General features: G+C 73.8%; 11 protein-coding genes. 7 read left to right on the top strand and 4 right to left on the bottom strand.

Features of this window, described 5'->3' with window-relative positions; genetic code table 11:
* Positions 1-78 precede the first annotated feature (78 nt).
* Complete coding sequence (locus Ari01nite_RS01285) at positions 79-1,062, bottom strand: maleylpyruvate isomerase family mycothiol-dependent enzyme (RefSeq protein ID WP_203778538.1); 984 nt, start codon at positions 1,060-1,062, stop codon at positions 79-81.
* Positions 1,052-3,664 (bottom strand): AAA family ATPase, encoded by a 2,613-nt coding sequence (locus Ari01nite_RS01280; RefSeq protein WP_203778536.1) that lies wholly within the window; start codon positions 3,662-3,664, stop codon positions 1,052-1,054. The genes Ari01nite_RS01285 and Ari01nite_RS01280 overlap by 11 nt, the downstream gene beginning before the upstream one ends.
* Before the next feature lie 396 nt (positions 3,665-4,060).
* Between Ari01nite_RS01280 and glgX the strand changes: the two genes are divergently transcribed.
* The 7 genes from glgX (at position 4,061) to Ari01nite_RS01245 (ending at position 15,502) form a co-directional block, all read left to right on the top strand.
* Positions 4,061-6,172 carry a glycogen debranching protein GlgX gene (gene glgX / locus Ari01nite_RS01275; RefSeq protein WP_203778534.1) on the top strand — a complete coding sequence of 704 codons (2,112 nt, stop codon included), beginning with the start codon at positions 4,061-4,063 and terminating at the stop codon, positions 6,170-6,172.
* Between the two features lies 1 nt (position 6,173).
* The gene (gene treY, locus Ari01nite_RS01270) at positions 6,174-8,441 is read left to right on the top strand and encodes a malto-oligosyltrehalose synthase (protein ID WP_203778532.1); all 2,268 of its coding nucleotides are present in this window, start codon (positions 6,174-6,176) and stop codon (positions 8,439-8,441) included.
* A 2-nt stretch (positions 8,442-8,443) separates the two neighbouring features.
* Positions 8,444-10,174 (top strand): malto-oligosyltrehalose trehalohydrolase, encoded by a 1,731-nt coding sequence (gene treZ, locus Ari01nite_RS01265; RefSeq protein WP_203778525.1) that lies wholly within the window; start codon positions 8,444-8,446, stop codon positions 10,172-10,174.
* Positions 10,175-10,248: 74 nt separating this feature from the next.
* The gene (locus Ari01nite_RS01260) at positions 10,249-11,373 is read left to right on the top strand and encodes a transporter substrate-binding domain-containing protein (protein WP_203778523.1); all 1,125 of its coding nucleotides are present in this window, start codon (positions 10,249-10,251) and stop codon (positions 11,371-11,373) included.
* Positions 11,370-12,392, top strand: coding sequence for a hypothetical protein (locus Ari01nite_RS01255; RefSeq protein ID WP_203778522.1), 1,023 nt, complete (start codon positions 11,370-11,372; stop codon positions 12,390-12,392). Before Ari01nite_RS01260 ends, Ari01nite_RS01255 begins: the two co-directional genes overlap by 4 nt.
* Before the next feature lie 61 nt (positions 12,393-12,453).
* A complete protein-coding gene (locus tag Ari01nite_RS01250) occupies positions 12,454-13,176 on the top strand; it encodes a PP2C family protein-serine/threonine phosphatase (protein WP_203778520.1) in 723 nt (240 codons plus the stop codon).
* A gap of 10 nt (positions 13,177-13,186) precedes the next feature.
* On the top strand, positions 13,187-15,502 hold the full coding sequence (locus Ari01nite_RS01245) for a putative bifunctional diguanylate cyclase/phosphodiesterase (protein ID WP_203778519.1): 2,316 nt from the start codon (positions 13,187-13,189) through the stop codon (positions 15,500-15,502).
* On the opposite strand, the gene Ari01nite_RS01240 is transcribed toward Ari01nite_RS01245, so the two are convergent.
* Together Ari01nite_RS01240 and hrpB are read right to left on the bottom strand one after the other, a co-directional pair.
* The gene (locus tag Ari01nite_RS01240; RefSeq protein ID WP_203778515.1) at positions 15,467-15,847 is read right to left on the bottom strand and encodes a 6-carboxytetrahydropterin synthase; all 381 of its coding nucleotides are present in this window, start codon (positions 15,845-15,847) and stop codon (positions 15,467-15,469) included. The two genes, Ari01nite_RS01245 and Ari01nite_RS01240, sit on opposite strands and share 36 nt — an antisense overlap.
* Positions 15,844-18,351 carry an ATP-dependent helicase HrpB gene (gene hrpB, locus Ari01nite_RS01235; protein ID WP_203778689.1) on the bottom strand — a complete coding sequence of 836 codons (2,508 nt, stop codon included), beginning with the start codon at positions 18,349-18,351 and terminating at the stop codon, positions 15,844-15,846. The genes Ari01nite_RS01240 and hrpB overlap by 4 nt, the downstream gene beginning before the upstream one ends.
* Between the last annotated feature and the right edge of the window lie 74 nt (positions 18,352-18,425).

The following is an 18,425-nucleotide window of genomic DNA, read 5'->3' as shown; positions in this document are numbered from 1 at the left end:
CGGGGCGGGCGTTTGCGGCAAAATGCCCAGGCGAACGCCGTGTCGCCAGGGCCAGCCGGACCCGGCAACACCGATCCACTAGTCGCAGCCCAGGGTGGCCGCGGTGGCCAGCAGGTCGGCGGCGACGGCGGCCGAGCCGTTGACCTCGTGCGGGTAGGCGGTCACGGCGCGACGGCCGGCCAGCAGCCGGCAGTAGCCGGCCGCGTCACCGGTGACGGTCGCCGCGACCGGGCCGTCCGGCGGGATGCCGGGGTGCAGCGGGACGGTCCACTCGCCGCCGCCGTCGCCGGTCAGCACCAGCATCGCGGCGCCGCCGGGCCGGTGCCGCCCGGTGGCCAGCAGCGCACCCGGCAGCAGTCGGACGCTCAGCGCGACGATGGCCCGCACCTGGTCGGGCGGCGCCGGGCGCAGCGGCCGGCCGACCGCGGCGCGGACGTCGTCGGCGTGGATCCAGGTCTCGAAGCCGCGCTGCACGAGAGCGTCGGACAGCGGCCGGACGGCACCCCAGCGGCCGGCCAGCCGCACCGGCCGGGCGGCCACCATGGCACCGGCGCCGCCCACCCGGAGCAGCAGACCCTCCGCGCTGCCGCGCCAGGCCGCCCTGGCCCCCGCCTCGGCCTCGGCCGGCGCGGCGGCCTCGCGCAGCGGCGGGTCGATGGTGACCAGGCGGTCGTTGCCGGACAGGTGGGCCACCACGCCGCGGACCGTGGCGTGCTTGGCCACCGGTGCCCGCCACTGGCCGGCGGTGAGCGTGGCCAGTTCGGCGTCCAGCGCGGCGATCTGGCCGGCCCAGCGGCGCAGGTCGGCGGTCAGCGGGGAATGGCAGGGTTCGCGGTGGTCGCGGGCCGCGGCCAGCACCTGACCGCGCAGCGCGGACGGTGGCTCGACGGCCGGCACCGAGTAGCCGAGCCAGCCCACCGCCTGGCGGAACGTCGCGGCGCGCGCCCGGCAGACCGGGCACGTCTCCAAGTGGGCGCGGAGCCGGGAGTCTTCGGCCGGGTCGCCGCCGCCCAGGGCCCAGGCGGCCAGTTCGTCGAGGTCGCAGCCGTCGTCAATCGTCATGACCGGGTGTCCGTCCGGACAGGGCCGGCACCCGCGCGGGGACGGGTGTGGCCGGCAGGATGGTGGAGAGTTCGGCCCGGCCCCCGATTCCGAGCTTCTGATAGACCCGGCCCAGCACGTTGTCGACCGTGCGGACCGACAGGCCGAGCCGCGCCGCGATCTCCCGGCTCGGCAGGGCCGGCGCCAGCAGGGCCACCTCGCGCTCGCGCAGGGTCAGCGCGGCCGGCGCCCGTCCGCGGGTGGCCCCGCCGCCGAGGAGCGGAGTGCGCACCCCCGGGCAGAGTCCGGCCAGGGTGGCGGCCCGCTCGGCGGCGCGGCGGGTGCCGTCGGTGCGGCCGGCGCGGCGGTACGCGTCCAGCGCGGCCACCGCGACCTCGGCGGCGAGCAGGGTGTGCCCGCGGGCGGCCAGCGCCGCGGTGGCCCGCTCCAGCACGGCCGGGTCCCGGTCGGCCAGGCCGCCGGCCGCGTCGGCCAGCACCCCGGCGAAGCCGTCCGGCAGGCGGGCGGCCAGTTCGCGCAGGCGGTGCCGGGCCCGGTGGGCGGCGCCCAGCCGGGCCGCGTCGTAGTGGCAGAGCACCTCGAGGCCGGGCTGCTGGGTCTCGCGGGCGAGCCGGGCCGCGTGCTCGACCCGGCGAACCGCCGCCGGGACGCTGCCGCCGGCCGCCAGCACCCAGGCCCGGTTGCGCTCGGCCCAGGCCACGAAGATCCGGTTGGCGGCGGTCCGGTGCTCGTCCGAGCGGGCCAGGCACGCGGCCGCCTCGGCGGTGTCGCCGGCCAGTGCGCAGGCACCGGCCAGTTCGGCCAGCAGCACCCAGCTCAGGTGCGCCGGGTCGGCCCCGTCGAGCAGCACCAGCGCCTCACGCAGCGCGGCCCGCCCGGTGGCCGGCCGGCCCATCGCGGTCGCCGCCATGCCGCGCAGCCCGGCCCACACCCCGGCCAGCGCCGGCGCCTCGGCGAACACGGCCGCCCGGTGCCCGTCCTCGGCCAGCGAACCGGCGGCCGCCGGCTCACCCGCCACCAGCCGCGCCGCGCAGAGCCCGAAACCGGCCAGCGCCCGGCCCCACGGGTCGTCACCGGCGGCCGCGGCACCGGCGGCGGCCAGCTCGCCGGCCCGGGCGCGCCGGCCCAGCAGGCCGGCCGCGAGAGCGCCGGCCGCGGCGGCCCGCAGCAGCGCGGGGCGGCCGGCGGCGGGCGGCAGCGCCGGGCCGGCCACCGACTCGGCGGTGGTCAGGGCGTCGTGGCAGTGGCCGTCGAAGAGCAGCAGCCACGAGCGCGTGGCGCGGGTCAGCGGGTGGCCGCCGTGCAGCGCCCGCTCCGCCTCGACCACCCGGTTGAGGCCCCAGTAGCGGACCAGGCCTCCGGTTACGTCCTGGCCGGGGGTGCGCGGCGGCACGGTGGGCAGCACCGCGGCGGCCTCGGCGCTCCGGCCGCGCAGCAGCAGGATCTCGGCGAGCAGCCAGTCGGCGGCGGGGTGGCCGGCGTCGCGGGCGGCGGCGGCCAGGCGTTCGGCCGGGGCCAGGTCGAACCGGGCCACCGCGCGCCGGGCCGCCGCCATCAGCAGGCCGCGGTGCCGCACACCGGCGAGCAGCACGTCGTCGTGCAGGCGCACCGGGCCGGATCCGTGGGTGCCGGTCAGGTCGCGCCGGATCGCGGTGGCCCGGCCGGCCGGCAGCCCGGCGCGCAGCACCACGCCGGCCAGCGGCTGGGCGAGGCGCAGCCGGCTGCGGGTGCCGTCGCGGTCGGCCACCGCGAGGCCGCTGCGCTCGGCCGCCTCGATCGCGGCCGGGCCGGTGACCTGCTCGGCCCGGGCCAGGATGAGCGGCTCGGCGGCGGCGACCAGTTCGAGCACGGCGCGGACGTCGGCCGGCAGGGTGCGCAGCCGGGAGGTGATCGTGCCGGTCAGGCGGCGGCCGGCCGGCACCCGGCCGGTCCAGTGCCAGCAGCCCTCGGTGCGGTCCAGCTCGCCGCCCTCCAGCGTGTCGGTGAGGAGTTCGCGCAGCAGCAGCGGGTTGCCGGCGGCCAGCCGGACCAGGCGCCGGGCGCTGATCGGGTCGACGGGGCCACCCAGCGCCGCGGACAGCAGGCGCCGGGCGGCCGGTGGTGGCAGCGGGCCGGTCTCGATCCGGGTGCCGGTGCAGAGTGGCCGCACCGCGTCCGGCACCGGCTCGCCGTCGCGGACCGTGACGACCAGGGTGGCCAGCCGGCGAGCGGCCAGGTGGTGCAGCAGCGTGGCGGAGGCGTCGTCGAGCAGGTGGGCGTCGTCGACTCCGACGAGAACCGGGCCGGGCCGCCGGGCGAACCGGGCCGCCGCCGCGGCCAGCACGGCCGGGAGCTGGCCGGCGCGGAGGCCGGCGGGCAGCAGGTGGGACACGGCCGCGAGCGGCTCGGCGGCGGCTGTCCGGGTGGCGGTCACCCACTCGTGCTCGCCGCCGGTGGCGACCCAGCGGCGCAGCACCTCGCCGGCCAGCCTGGTGCGGCCCACGCCGGGCTGGCCGGTCAGCACGAGGCCGCCGCTGGTCAGGGCCGTCGCGGCCGCCTTGAGTTCGTCGTCCCGGCCGATCAGCGGCCACGTCTCCGCATACTCCACGAGAGTTGTTCGCACGCGGAGCGGATCCGGACGGGCCGGAATGCGAGATTCAGCGCACTATTTCTCCGGAGCGGGGTGGCCGGCACCTGGGCGGCGAGCACGTTCTCAGGTCAGGCGGCCAGGCCGAGCCGGCCGTCCCAGATCTACAGTCCGTGTCCGCGGCGGGTGCGGAGGCCTTAGTCCGAAAACGATCGGCGGGATGTGCGGCACGTCGCCTCGTATGCGGGTCGATTCAGAAGCCGATCAAACCCGTCGGGGGTACGTATCTGCGGGTAACCGGACAGTCGCGCAGACGTTATCAGCCGCATCGGTGAGAATGGCCGCTGACGCGGCCGCACAGGATTACGTCGTCGGCCGATGGGCATCTACAGGGCGCCACGTCGGGTGGCCTGGCGAGGGTGGGAGCACCGCATGCAAGTTTGGCCTGGTCACAGGTACCCGCTCGGGGCAACGTACGACGGCACCGGCACGAACTTCGCCATCTTCTCGGAGGGCGCCGAGGCGGTCGAGCTGTGCCTGTTCGACCCGTCCGGAAACGAACGCAAGGTCCAGCTGCACGAGCAGGACGCGTTCGTGTGGCACGCCTACCTGCCGGGGGTGGAGCCGGGGCAGCGGTACGGCTACCGGGTGTACGGACCGTACGACCCGGCGCGCGGGCTCCGCTACAACCCGCACAAGCTGCTGCTGGACCCGTACGCCCGGGCCGTGGACGCGGACATCGAGTGGCACCCGTCGCTGTACGCGTACGACTTCGACAACCCGGACCGGATGTCGGACCTGGACTCGGCGCCCTACATGGCCAAGGGCGTGGTGGTGAACCCGTACTTCGACTGGGGGAACGACCGCCGCCCGGACATCCCGTACCACCACTCGGTGATCTACGAGACGCACGTGAAGGGGCTCACCGAGCGGCACCCCGAGGTGCCCAAGGACATGCGCGGCAGCTACTCGGCGATCGGCCACCCGGCGATCATCGAGCACCTCAAGAGCCTCGGCATCACCGCGGTCGAGCTGATGCCGGTGCACCAGTTCGTGCACGACAACCGGCTGCACGACCTGGGCCTGCGCAACTACTGGGGCTACAACACGCTCGGCTTCTTCGCGCCGTACCAGGGTTACTCGTCGACCGGCACGCTGGGCCAGCAGACCCAGGAGTTCCGCGGGATGGTCAAGGCCCTGCACAAGGCGGGGATGGAGGTCATCCTCGACGTGGTCTACAACCACACCGCCGAGGGCAACCACCTGGGCCCGACCCTGTCGCTGAAGGGTATCGACAACCGGACCTACTACCGGCTGGTCGACGATCAGCCGCAGTTCTACATGGATTACACCGGCACGGGTAACAGCCTCAACGTGCGCAGCCCGCAGAGCCTCCAGCTGATCATGGATTCGCTGCGGTACTGGGTGACCGAGATGCACGTGGACGGGTTCCGGTTCGACCTGGCGTCCACGCTGGCCCGGGAGTTCTACGACGTGGACCGGCTGTCCACGTTCTTCGAGGTGGTGCAGCAGGACCCGGTGGTCGGGCAGGTCAAGCTGATCGCCGAGCCGTGGGACGTCGGCCCGGGCGGTTACCAGGTCGGCAACTTCCCGCCGAACTGGACCGAATGGAACGGCAAATACCGGGACACCGTACGCGACTTCTGGCGCGGCGAGCCGGCCACGCTGGCCGAGTTCGCGTCCCGGATCACCGGCTCGGCCGACCTCTACCAGGACGACGGCCGCAAGCCGTTCCACTCGATCAACTTCGTGACCGCGCACGACGGGTTCACGCTCAACGACCTGGTCTCGTACAACGACAAGCACAACGAGGCCAACGGCGAGGAGAACCGGGACGGCGAGAGCCACAACCGGTCCTGGAACTGTGGCATCGAGGGCCCGACGTCGGACACCGCGGTGTTGTCGCTGCGTGCCAAGCAGCGGCGCAACTTCCTGGCCACGCTGATGCTCTCGCAGGGCGTGCCGATGATCTCGCACGGCGACGAGTTGGGCCGCACCCAGCAGGGCAACAACAACGCCTACTGCCAGGACAGCGAGCTGGCCTGGATCGACTGGGAGCACGCCGACGAGCGGTTGCTCGAGTTCACCCGCAAGCTCACCGCGTTCCGGCACCGGCACCAGGTGTTCCAGCGCCGCCGCTTCTTCACCGGTCTGCCGGTGACCGCGCGCGGCGGCGGCGACCCGCTGCCCGACCTGGAGTGGTTCACCCCGGACGGCCGGCAGATGGCGGGCGACGACTGGGGCAACGACTTCGGCCGGGCGGTGGCGCTGTTCGTCAACGGTGAGGGCATCCGCGAGCGCGGCCAGTACGGCCAGCGGCACGTGGACAGCTCGTTCCTGCTGTTCTTCAACGCGCACGACGCACCGCTGGAGTTCGCCACTCCTCCCGCCGAGTACGGGGAGAAGTGGGAGAAGGTCATCGAAACGGCCGAGCCGTCCCCGGATCGCCCGTCGGTCGTGGAGGCCGGCAGCAGGCTCTGGGTCCCGGACCGGTCCCTCATCGTGCTGGACAGGACGGTATAACGTGCCCCCTTCCGGAACCTATCGAGTTCAGGTCCGCCCCGAGTTCCCCCTGTCCGCCGCCGCCGAACTCGCCGACTACCTGGCCGACCTCGGTGCCAGCCACCTCTACACCTCGCCGCTGCTGACCGCGGCTCCGGGTTCCGAGCACGGCTACGACGTGGTGGACCACCGGATGGTCAGCCCCGCGCTGGGCGGCGCCGACGGGCTCAAGTCGCTGGCCGGCGCCCTGCGCGCGGCCAACCTGGGCCTGGTGGTCGACATCGTCCCGAACCACGCCGGGGTGGCCGTGCCGCACGCCAACCCGACCTGGTGGGACGTGCTGCGCAACGGCCAGAAGTCGGAGTTCGCCGAGTTCTACGACATCGACTGGTCGCGGGGGCGGCTGCTGCTGCCGGCCCTGGGCACCGACCCCGGCGAGCTCGACAAGCTGACCGTCGAGGACGGCGAACTGCGCTACTACGAGAAACGGTTCCCGATCGCCGAGGGCACCGGCGACGGCTCGCCGCAGGAGATCCACGACCGGCAGCACTACGAGCTGGTGGCCTGGACCCGCGGCGACGCCGAGCTCGGCTACCGCCGGTTCTTCTCCATCGTCGACCTGGCCGGCCTGCGGGTGGAGGATCCGGCGGTCTTCGACGCCACCCACGCCGAGATCCTGCGATGGTACGCCGAGGGCCTGGTGCAGGGCATCCGGGTCGACCACCCGGACGGGTTGCGCGACCCCGGCGCCTACCTGCAACGCCTGCACGACGCCGCGCCGGACGCCTGGCTGGTGGTGGAGAAGATCCTGGAGCCGGGCGAGGAACTGCCGCCCTGGCCGGTGGCCGGCACCACCGGATACGACGCGCTCGCCGAGGTATGCGGCGTCTTCGTCGACCCGGGCACCGAGGCGTTCTTCGACACCCTGCAGCACCACCTGACCGGCACCGAGACGTCCTGGCAGGACCAGGTGCACGAGGCCAAGCTGAACGTGGCGACCACCATGCTGGCCGCCGAGCTGACCCGGCTGACGCGGCTGGTGCCCGATCTGGACGGCGCCCCGCGGGCCCTGGCCGAGCTGGCCGCCTGCTTCCCGGTCTACCGCTCCTATCTGCCGTTCGGCTCGCGGCACCTGGCCAAGGCGCGGGCCGAGGCCGGACGCCGCCGCCCGCAGCTGATCCCGGTGCTGGACCGGCTCACCGCCCGGCTGCGCAACCCCGAAGACGAGTTGGCCGTACTCTTCCAGCAGTTCACCGGCGCGGTGATGGCCAAGGGCGTGGAGGACACCTCCTTCTACCGCTGGACCAGGTTCACCGCCCGCAACGAGGTGGGCAACGACCCGGCCCACTTCGGCGTCAGCCCGGACGAGTTCCACGAGGTCACCGCCGAGCGCGGACGACGCTGGCCGGACGCCATGACCACCCTCTCCACGCATGACACCAAGCGCAGCGAGGACGTGCGGGCCCGGCTCGCGGTGCTCGCCGAGGTGCCGGGGGACTGGACCGAGGTGGTGCGCCGCTGGGTGCGGATCGCACCGCTGCCCGACCCGGCGCTGGCGCACCTGGTCTGGCAGGCCGCGGTCGGTGCCTGGCCGATCTCGCGGGAGCGCCTGCAGGCGTACGCCCAAAAAGCCGCACGGGAGGCAGCCACCGGAACCACCTGGCAGCAGCCCGACGAGGAGTTCGAGAGCCTGCTGCGCGACCTGGTCGACCGGATCTACGACGACCCGGCGCTGCACCGGGAGGTGGCCGGCTTCGCCGAGTCGATCACCCCGCCCGGCTGGTCGAACGCGCTCGGGCAGAAGGCCGTGCAGCTCACCATGCCCGGCGTGCCCGACGTCTACCAGGGCAGCGAGCTGTGGGACTTCTCGCTGGTCGACCCGGACAACCGGCGCCCGGTCGACTTCGCGGCCCGGCGCGAGTTGCTGGCCCGCATCGACGACGGCTGGCAGCCGCCGGTGGACCACAGCGGCGCCGCGAAGCTGCTGGTCACCGCCCGGACCCTGCGCCTGCGCCGGCAGCGGCCGGAGCTGTTCACCGGCTACCACCCGGTGTTCGCCGAGGGCCGGGTGGGCGAGCACGTGCTGGCCTTCGACCGGGGCGGCGCGGTGACGATCGCCACCCGGCTGCCAGTCGGATTGTCACGGCACGGCGGCTGGGGTGACACCACGGTGTCACTCGACGGCCACAGCTGGACGGAAGTCTTCACGAATACCAGTTACGGCGGTAACCGCATCGCGGTGGCCGAGCTGTTGCGCACCTATCCCGTCGCCCTGCTGGTGAAAGAGTAGGCATGCTGTTCGAGGTCTGGGTTCCCGAGAAGACGCCCAAGCTGCTGCTGGCCGGTGCGGAGCGGGAGATGGAACGCGGCGAGGACGGCTGGTGGCGCCTCGACGTCCCGGGGGCAAAATCCGGTGACGAGTACGCGTACGTGCTGCCGGATGCCGAGACGCCGCTGCCCGACCCGCGCTCGCCCTGGCAGCCGCACGGTGTGCACGGTCAGAGCCGGCTGTACGACCACGACGCCTTCGCCTGGACGGATCAGGGCTGGACCGGCCGGCAGCTGCCCGGCGCGGTCCTGTACGAGCTGCACATCGGGACGTTCACTCCGCAGGGCACGTTCGACGCCGCCATCGAGCGCCTCGACCACCTGGTCGAGCTGGGCGTCGACCTGGTCGAGCTGCTGCCGGTGAACGGCTTCAACGGCGAGTACAACTGGGGCTACGACGGGGTCTGCTGGTACGCGCCGCACGAGCCGTACGGCGGCCCGGACGGCCTGAAGCGGTTCGTCGACGCGGCGCACCGGCGCGGCCTCGGCGTGGTGCTCGACGTGGTCTACAACCACTTCGGACCGAGCGGCGCGTACGCACCGATGTTCGCGCCCTACCTGAGCACGTCCGGGTCGAACCCGTGGGGCGACTCGGTCAACCTGGACGGCCCGCACGCCGACGGGGTCCGCCGGTACATCGCCGACAACGTGCTGATGTGGCTGCGCGACTACCACCTCGACGGCCTGCGGCTGGACGCCGTGCACGCGCTGGTCGACCACTCCGCGATCAACCTGCTGGAGCAGCTCGCGGTCGAGGTCGAGACGCTGTCCACCCAGCTGGGCCGGCCGCTGTCGCTGATCGCCGAGTCGGACCTCAACGACCCCAAGCTGATCACGCCGCGCGAGGCCGGCGGCTTCGGCCTGCAGGCCCAGTGGGACGACGACGTGCACCACGCGCTGCACACCCTGCTCACCGGCGAGCGGCAGGGCTACTACGGCGACTTCGGCTCGCTGGACTGCCTGCAGACCGTGCTGGAGGGCGCCTTCTTCCACGCCGGCACCTGGAGCAGCTTCCGGGGCCGGCGGCACGGCCGGCCGGTCAACCGCGGCCTCACGCCCGGCCACCGGTTCGTCGCCTTCCTGCAGAACCACGACCAGATCGGCAACCGGGCCACCGGCGACCGGCTGTCCGCGCTGCTCTCGCCCGGCCTGCTCAAGGTCGGTGCCACCCTGCTGCTCACCTCGCCGTTCACGCCCATGCTGTTCATGGGCGAGGAGTGGGCGGCCAGCAGCCCCTGGCAGTTCTTCACCAGTCATCCCGAGCCGGAACTGGCCGCCGCGGTCCAGACCGGACGGCGGCGCGAGTTCGCGGCGCACGGCTGGGCCGAGGCCGAGGTGCCGGACCCGCAGGACGTGGCCACCTTCGAGCGTTCCAAGCTGGACTGGGCCGAAAAGGACAAGCCCGGCCACGCCGAGATCCTGGCGCTGTACCGCAGGCTGATCGCGCTGCGTCGCAGCCGCGCCGACCTGTCCAACCCGTGGCTCGACCGGGTGCAGGTGTGGCACGGCGACCAGTACGTGGTGATCCGCCGCGGCAACTGCGTGGTGGCGGCCAACCTGGCCCCGGTGCCGCAGACGGTCAGCGTGGGGGCGGTGCCGACCGGGGTGCTGCTGGCCACCGAGCCGGGCGTGGTGCTGCAACGCGACCGGGTGGAACTGCCGGCCGAGAGCGCGGTGGTGGTTGCCACACGATAACTTCGCACTCCCGGTCCCCCGCCGGTGACATTCATGCGACAGCATGAGGTCGCCGATCGAGGATGGGGGCGACGATGGCGGACGTGAATCCCGGCCGCAGTGGTTTGACGGGCCGGCTCGCGTGGCCGGTGCGCCGCCGCACCCCGCCCGGGCCCGAGGGCACCGCCGAGGACATCGCGGTGCAGGACATCGCCGAGCGTGAGGCGGCCGACCGGCGCCTGCCGCCGCCCGAGCCGGAGCCGCTGGTGGAGCCGCCGCCACGGGTCAACCTGGCCGCGTTCCGGCTGGCCGCGCTCGGGCTCGCGCTGGTCCTGACGCTGGCCCTGGCCCTGGTACGGGTGTTCGTGAGCGGCCCGCCGTCGGTGGCCGAGCTGCGCGCGCAGGCCGGTGTGGACGGCTGGACCGAACTGGCCATCGGGGTCAAGGACGATCAGCCCGGCACCGCCTTCCACGACACGGCGAGTCGCATCTGGAGCGGGTTCGACGTCGACATCGCATACATGATCGCGGAGGATCTCGGTTTCCGCCGCGACGAGGTCCGGTTCTACGCGATGGAGAGCGAGGACCGGGTGCGCATGCAGGCCGTCGACGCCAAGGGCAACCGGGTGCCGGTCAAGATGGTGATCGCCACGTACAGCATCACCCCGGAGCGCGAGCAGCGGCCCGGGGTGACCTTCTCGGCGCCCTATCTCTTCACCGAACAGTCGGTGCTGACCCGGCGCGGCCACGAGCGGGTGTCCTCCTGGCGTGACCTGGCCGGCAAGAAGGCGTGCACGATCTCCTCGTCGACCAGCGTGGCCGAGGACCAGGGCGTGATCATGCGGAACCGGAACCGGATCAGCGACTGCGTCACGGACCTGCGCAACGGCGACGTCGAGGCGGTCACCACCGACGCCGCGATCCTGGCCGGCTTCAAGCACAAGTACCGCGACGAGTTCGATCACTGGGATCTCGGCCTGGACCTGACCGAGGCATGGGGTGTCAACGTGGGGGAGAATCTCGCGCTGAAACAGCTCGTGGACCTCACCCTGTACCGCTCGCTGCACGACGCCAAGGACGACCGCTGGGAGCTGGCCTACGAGCGCAACCTGCAGGTCGAGGTGGCCAGCAACGAGAACACCCCGATCGCGGTGGCCAGCCAGCCCGACGTGCCCGCGCCCGAGGTGCGCGACCTGCCCTGGGAGGACGTCCTCCCATGACCGACGTCTACGTCAAGGGTGGTGCCATCCCGCCGCGGCGGCGCCGGGCCCAGCTCAACTGGCTGCTCACCGTCCTGCCCGCGTTCCCGCTGGTGCTGCTCGTGCTCCGGCTGTGGTATCTGAGCCGCCAGGACCTGCCCACCATGCTGCTGCTGGTGCAGTACGTCAGCCCGCTCGGCATGATCAGCGCGCTGTTCATCACGCTGATCTGGACCGTGCCGGCGGCCATCCTGGTGCTGCGCGCGCTCGGCGGCATCCTGCTGGTCAGCGCCCCCGACGACGCCGGCCGGTCGCTGCTGGCGGTGACCGCGCTGCGGATGCCCGACTGGGTGGTGCTGCTGGCCACCATGCTGGCCGCGTTCACCTGGCAGCTGCGGCTGCTGCCGCTGCTCGGGATGCTGCTGGTGTCGATCCTCGGGGTGACCGCGACGCTGCGGTTCCGCACCGAGCGCTGGCTGATGCTGTGGAACACGGTGGGCGTGCCGGTGCTCGTCGGCCTGCTCGTGCTGGTCTTCGTGTGGCCGGGCGTGGTGGCCGCCTGGCGGGCCGGCGAGATCGGCACGGCGCTGCTGCTCGTCGTGCCGCCGTTGCTCGGGCCGCTGCTCACCGGCCCGGTCCCGGTCTGGTCGGCCCGGCTCGTCACGCACTGGCCGGCGGTCGCCGCCGCGCTGGTCGCCCCGCTGGCCGTCGGCGTGATCTTCCTGCGCGCGCCGGTCCTGCCGAACAGCGCGGTCGAGGTCGGCCCCGAGGACGGCGAGCTGGAGGTGGTCCGCGGGCAGCTGATCGCGGTCGACGACACCTCGACCACCGTGCTGACGAGCGAGGGCGAGGTGAGGTTCATCGCCAACGACCAGGTACGCTCCAAAACGCTCTGCCCCGAGCCGGTGCGCCCACCGGACAGCGCCGTCGCGGTCCGCGGCTGGCAGGTCGAAAGGTCGGCGCTGTCCTGGATTGCACCGGCACACCGCGAGACCGAGGTCGATCCACGATGCCTGGGACGCCCGCTAGACCCCAGCTAAAAACCGACGCGCCGCCGCCCGCGTGCAGACAGGCTTGCGGTGATCTGGGAAGCTGCACGCCATGACCTTGCACCTGAGGTGGTCGGCAGTCACCGATCAAGGACACGTCCGCAGCAACAACGAGGACTGTTACTACGCCGGTGACCACCTGCTCGTGGTGGCCGACGGGATGGGCGGGATGGCCGCGGGCGATCTCGCCAGCCGCCTCGCCATCGAGGCGATGACCTCGCTCGACGTGCCGATCGACAACGACGGCCAGATGGACGCGCTGCACCGCGCGCTCGAGATGGCCAACGGCAAGATCGCCGAGCAGGTCGTGGCCGACCCCGACCTGCAGGGCATGGGCACGACGCTCACCGCGGTCATCTTCTCCGGCACCCGCGCCGCCATGGCGCACGTCGGCGACTCCCGCGCCTACCTGCTGCGCGACGGCCGGCTCAACCAGCTGACCAAGGACGACACGTACGTCCAGATGCTGGTCGACCAGGGCCTGATCCGGCCGGACGAGGCCGCCGGGCATCCCCGCCGCTCGGTGGTCACCCGGGTGCTCCAGGGCGAGCCGGTCAGCCCGGCGTACGTGATCGTCGAGCCCGAGGCCGGCGACCGCTGGCTGCTGTGCAGCGACGGGCTCACCGCGGTGGTCACCAACGAGACCATCGAACAGGAGATGCTGGCCGCGGCCGACCCCAAGACGTGCGCCGAACGCCTGGTCGACCTGGCGCTGCGCGGTGGCGGACCGGACAACATCACGGTGATCGTCGCCGACCTGACCCCAGGCGACTGAGTTCCCAGCGATGACGGCGCGCCTGTTCGTCACGCTGACGCTCGTCCTCGGCGCGGTGGTCGTCGGCGAACTGGTCGGTCCGCGGGGGTGGCGGCTCAGCGCCGACGCGGCGCAGGCGGTCGCGGGGGCGGCCGCCGCGTGGGTGTGCCTGGCCGCGGCGGGCCGGCGCACCGGCATCGAACGGCACTGGCGCCGGATGGTCGGCGCCGGCCTGGTCGCCTGGACCGCGCTGCGCGTCGCCTGGGTGGTCCGCGACATCGCCGACCCCGGTCGCGCGGTCACCTCGGCCTGGGACATCGGGTTTCTGGTGCTGCCGCTGTGCATCCTGTTCGGGCTGCTCACCGCCCCGTACGTCCGGCCCCGCCCGGTGCCCACCTCGCCCCGCCGCGACCAGATCGCGCTGCTCATCGACAGCGTGCTGATCGCCGGGTCGCTGCTGGCGCTGGTCTGGTCGGCGCTCCCGGAGCGGCTGATGGACTGGGCCGGGCAGCCGCCGCTGGTGATCGGGATGGCGGTCGCACACCCGATCGCCGACCTGGTGCTGCTGACCATGGTGGTGCTGCTGCTGGCCACCCGGCCGGCCTCGCGGGCCGCGCGGCGCCCGCTCCAGCTGGCCGGGCTGGCCGTCATCGCGTTCGGCGTCACCGACACCCTGCGCCTGGCCAACCTGGCCGACCTGCCGCTCAGCCCGCTGCAGACGGCCGGCCACCTGCTCGGGCCGGCGCTGCTCGCGGTCGCGGCCTCCTGCAACGCGGGCGGCACCGGGCCGGTGCGCCCGAACACCGCGGAACGGGACTGGCTGCACCTGCTGCTGCCGTACGTGCCGGTGACCGCGACCGGCATCGTGATCGCGATCAGCACCGGGGCTGGCAACCCGCTGTCACCGTTCGAGGCCTATCTCGGCTGGCTGGGGCTCGGCCTCGTGGTGGCCCGGCAGATGTTCACCATCGTGGACAACACGGTGCTGCTCGACCGGGTGTCCGAGGGCCAGCGGCGGCTGCACCACCAGGCGTACCACGACCCGCTCACCGGCCTGGCCAACCGGGCGCTGTACCGGGAACGGCTGGTGCTGGCCCTGGACGCGCACCGGCACCGAGGTAGGCCGCTGGCCGTGCTCTTCGCCGACCTTGACGACTTCAAGCTGATCAACGACAGCTTCGGGCACGCGATGGGCGACCGGGTGCTGCGCGCCATCGCCGAACGCCTGCAGGGCTGCGTGCCCGCCGACGACCTGGTGGCCCGGCTCGGCGGCGACGAGTTCGCGGTGCTGCTCGACCACCGCCCGGCCGACGCCGAACCGGTGGGACACCGCATCCTGGCCGCGCTGCGCGAGCCGTTCATCATCGACGGCCACCGGATCGGGGTGGGCGCCAGCATCGGCCTGGTGGTGCCGGAGCCCGGCGAGGCGCTGTCCGCCGACGCGCTGCTGCGCCGCGCCGACGCCGCGATGTACGCCAGCAAGCGGCGTGGCAAGGGCGCGCTGGCCCGGTACGCGGGCGCGGCCGACGCGGCGGCCGACGCCGACCTGCCGCACCTGCTGGCCCAGGCCCTGGCGACCGGCGGCCGGCCCGGTTTCGAGGTGCACTACCAGCCGATCGTCCGGCTGGCCGACGGCGCCACGGTGGCGGTCGAGGCGCTGGCCCGGTGGACCTCGGCGGCCGGTCCGGTGCACCCCGACGTCTTCGTGACCGTCGCCGAACGCACCGGCCAGGTGGCCGCCATTGACGACTTCGTGCTCGACCAGGCCTGCGGCGACGCCACCCGGCTGGCGGTCGTCTACGGCCGCCCGATCGACGTGCACGTGAACGTGTCGGCCGCCCGGCTCGGTCAGGACGGTCTCGAGGAGGCGGTGAACGCCGCGCTGACCGGCCACCACCTGCCGCCGTCCCGGCTGGTCATCGAGATCACCGAGACACACCGCATCCCGGACCTGGCGGTGGCCGCGGCCGCCGCGGGCCGGCTGCGGGCTCTGGGCGTACGCGTGGCTCTTGATGATTTTGGCAGTGGGTTCAACGCCTTGGCCCAGTTGCATGCCCTGCCCGTCGACATCGTAAAGCTCGACTCGACGCTGACGGATGTCGAGGAGGCGCCGGGCCGGGCGGGCGCGGTGTGCCGGTCGATCCTCACCATCTGCGGCGAACTGGACATCGTGGTGGTGGCCGAGGGCATCGAGACGCCGGCCCGGGCGGCGGGACTGTCCGGGCTGGGGTGCCCGCTCGGCCAGGGATACCTGTTCGGGCAGCCGGGCCCGCTGCACCGCCTCGAGTCGCCGGTCATCCCCAGCCAGCCGTCACCCAGCCGTATAGCGGGTGCGCGAGCCGAATGACTCGTCGGCCAGCTCGACGTGGGTGAGCTGCGGCACCCGCTCCGCCAGCCGGCCGAACAGCTCGCGCGCGACCAGCTCGAACGTCGGCCGGAAGGGGAAGGTCTCGGTCCATGGGCGGGCGGTCAGGATGGCGCACTGGGTGTCGAGTTCCTCGGTGAGCGCGTCGGTGTCGAGGAAGCGGCCGTCCTCGTTGAGCTGGTCGTCGGCGAACGTGACGGCGACCCGGACCACGATGTCGACGCCCTCGCCCGGTCCGATCAGGGTGAGGCCGCGCCGGGACCGGATCGGCGAGGAGAGGCCCTGCCGGACCGTGAGCCGGCGCTCGACCTCGACGACGAAGCTCATTGACGTCTCCTGGTGGGCTCGGCGGTGGTCGGATCTTCCGGCCATGGGTGGCGAGGGTAACGGCCGCGCATTTCGGCGCGTACCTGTGGATAGCCCTGATGCCAGAACGAGGCCAGGTCTCTGGTCACGGCTACCGGGCGGCCGGCGGGTGAGAGCAGATGCAGCAGTACGGGTACGCCGGCCAGCCGCGGAGCATCCCGCCAGCCGAACGCCTCCTGGACCTTCACGGCCAGCACCGGGGCGGCGGGGTCGGTGTAGTCGACCCGGATCTTGGAGCCGCTCGGCACCGGCAGGCGTTCGGGTGCCACCTCGTCGAGCCGGCCGGCCACCTCCCAGGACAGCAGGCGGCGCAGGGCCGTGCTGACGTCCAGCTTGGCCAGGTCGGCGCGGCGGCGGCAGGTGCCGAGGTCGAGGCGGTCGAGCAGGGCCTCGTCGGAGACGTCCGGCCAGGGCGCGCCGAGGGTCTCGTGGGCGAAGGCCAGGCGCTGCCGCAGCTCGACGGCGTTGCGGGTCCAGGTGAGCAGGGCGAGGCCCTCACGGCGCAGGCCCTCGTGCAGGGCGGCCTGCACCCGCTGCGGGTCGGGGTCGGCCAGGCGGCGTTCGGTGAGGGTGATCGCGCCCAGCCGGGTCACCTCGCGGGCCACCACGTCGCCGTCGGCCCAGTGGATCTCGGTGTCCCGGGTGAGCATGTGCGCGGCGGCCTCGCGCGCGGTCGCCTCGTCGAGCGGGGCGGCGGTGCGGATGCGGGCGGTGCGTGCGCCGGGGGTGCGGTCGGCGCCGGCCACCGCGATCCAGGTGAGGCCGGCCAGGCCGCTGGCCGGTGCGAGATCGGCCGCCGTGCCGCCGGCCATCAGGTAGGAGCGGGCACCGGGGTCACGGACGCGGGCGACGCGCTCGGGATACGCGAGACCGACGATCAGCCCGGCGGCGAGGTCGTCGGGCAGCCGGAGTTCACTGCGCCCGTCCGCTTCGGCAGACATATCCCTCTTATCAGCTTTCGTCCGCGTGGGTTGTGGGGTCGGGCCGGCCTCGTTGTCGGGGGAGCGGGTCAGGGCCGACGTCAGGCGGCGCACCTCGGACTTCCACCCCGGGTCGTTGCCGCCGCGGGCGCGGCGCCAGGTGGCGACCAGGTCGTCCGACGTGGAGCGGTCCTCGGCCAGCAGGGCCACGATCTCGGCGGCCCGGCGCCGGCCCACCGCCGGCGCGCCGTCCAGCAGCGCCCGGGCCAGCCGCGGATGCAGGCCGGCGTCGGCGAGCGCCCGCCCGCGCGCGGTGACCCGGCCGTCGCTGTCGACCGCTCCCAGGTCGTGCAGGGTGGCCACCGCGGTCTGCAGGGCGCCGGCCGGCGGGCGGTCCGGCAGCGCGAGGCCGGTGCCGTCCGGATGGCCCCACAGGGCGAGGTCGAGCGCGAACCCGGTCAGGTCGGCCGCCGCGATCTCCGGCTCGGGCTGGGCCGGCAGCCGGTCGTGCTGGGCCGGCGACCAGCAGCGGTAGACCCGGCCCGGCGCCTCCCGGCCGGCCCGCCCGGCGCGCTGCTCGGCCGAGGACCGCGACACCGGCACGGTCGCCAGCGCGCCGAGGCCGCGGGCATGGTCCATCCGGGGCACCCGGCTCAGGCCGGCGTCGACCACCGACCGCACGCCCGGCACCGTGAGGCTGCTCTCGGCTACCGCGGTGGCCAGCACCACCCGGCGGCGCGGGCCCGGGCGCAGGGCGGCGTCCTGGACGGCGGCGGGCTGACGGCCGTGCAGCGGCAGGACGTCCGCGTCCAGGCCGCCGAGCCTGCCGGCGACCGTGTCGATCTCGCGGGCGCCGGGCAGGAAGACCAGCACGTCGCCGTCGTCCTCGGCCAGCGCGCGGCGGACGGTGGCGGCCACGTGGTCGAGCAGGCGCGGGTCGACACGCAGGCCGTGCGGCGGGGTGACCGGGGCGGGCGGGGGTGACCAGTGCACCTCGACCGGGAAGAGCCGGGACTCGGCCGCGATGGTGGGTGCGCCGCCGAGGACCTCGGCGATCCGCTGCGCGTCGGCGGTGGCCGAGGTGGCCAGCAGGCGCAGGTCGGGCCGGAGCGCGGCACGCACCTCGACCAGGAACGCGAGTGCCAGGTCGGAGTCGAGGTGGCGTTCGTGGCACTCGTCCAGGATCACGGCGGCCGTGCCGGCCAGTTCCGGGTCGCGGTGCAGGCGGCGGACCAGGACGCCGGTGGTGACGACCTCGACGGCGGTGTGCCCCGAGACGCGCCTTTCACCCCGTACCGTGAAACCCACCCGGCGGCCGACCTCCTCGCCCAGCAGACCGGCCATCCGCCGCGCCGCGGCTCGCGCCGCGAGCCGGCGCGGCTCCGCCACCACCACCTTGCCCGCGGTGCCGGCCAGCGCGAGCGGCACCAGCGTGGTCTTGCCGGTACCCGGCGGCGCCACCAGCACCGCGGCTCCCTCGGTCGCGCGGATCCGCGGCAGCACGGCGCGGATCGGCAGGTCGGGCAGGGCGTGGTCGGCAATCAGCACCCGACCATCCTCGCGTGTCAGGCTGTCCGTGCCGTGCCGGGGAACGCCCGTGTTAATTCCGCGGCAAAGGA

Source organism: Paractinoplanes rishiriensis (assembly GCF_016862375.1).
In the GTDB taxonomy this organism is placed as follows: Bacteria; Actinomycetota; Actinomycetes; order Mycobacteriales; family Micromonosporaceae; genus Actinoplanes; species Actinoplanes rishiriensis.
The sequence above is the reverse complement of the archived record's forward strand: the minus strand, read 5'-3'. Positions and strand labels throughout refer to the sequence as shown.

Coding starts and splice junctions, on each gene's coding strand:
- Ari01nite_RS01250 (WP_203778520.1), top strand. CDS start 12,454: ATGACCTTGCACCTGAGGTGGTCGGCAGTCACCGATCAAGGACACGTC.
- Ari01nite_RS01255 (WP_203778522.1), top strand. CDS start 11,370: ATGACCGACGTCTACGTCAAGGGTGGTGCCATCCCGCCGCGGCGGCGC.
- Ari01nite_RS01240 (WP_203778515.1), bottom strand. CDS start 15,847: ATGAGCTTCGTCGTCGAGGTCGAGCGCCGGCTCACGGTCCGGCAGGGC.
- Ari01nite_RS01245 (WP_203778519.1), top strand. CDS start 13,187: ATGACGGCGCGCCTGTTCGTCACGCTGACGCTCGTCCTCGGCGCGGTG.
- Ari01nite_RS01285 (WP_203778538.1), bottom strand. CDS start 1,062: ATGACGATTGACGACGGCTGCGACCTCGACGAACTGGCCGCCTGGGCC.
- treZ (WP_203778525.1), top strand. CDS start 8,444: ATGCTGTTCGAGGTCTGGGTTCCCGAGAAGACGCCCAAGCTGCTGCTG.
- glgX (WP_203778534.1), top strand. CDS start 4,061: ATGCAAGTTTGGCCTGGTCACAGGTACCCGCTCGGGGCAACGTACGAC.
- Ari01nite_RS01260 (WP_203778523.1), top strand. CDS start 10,249: ATGGCGGACGTGAATCCCGGCCGCAGTGGTTTGACGGGCCGGCTCGCG.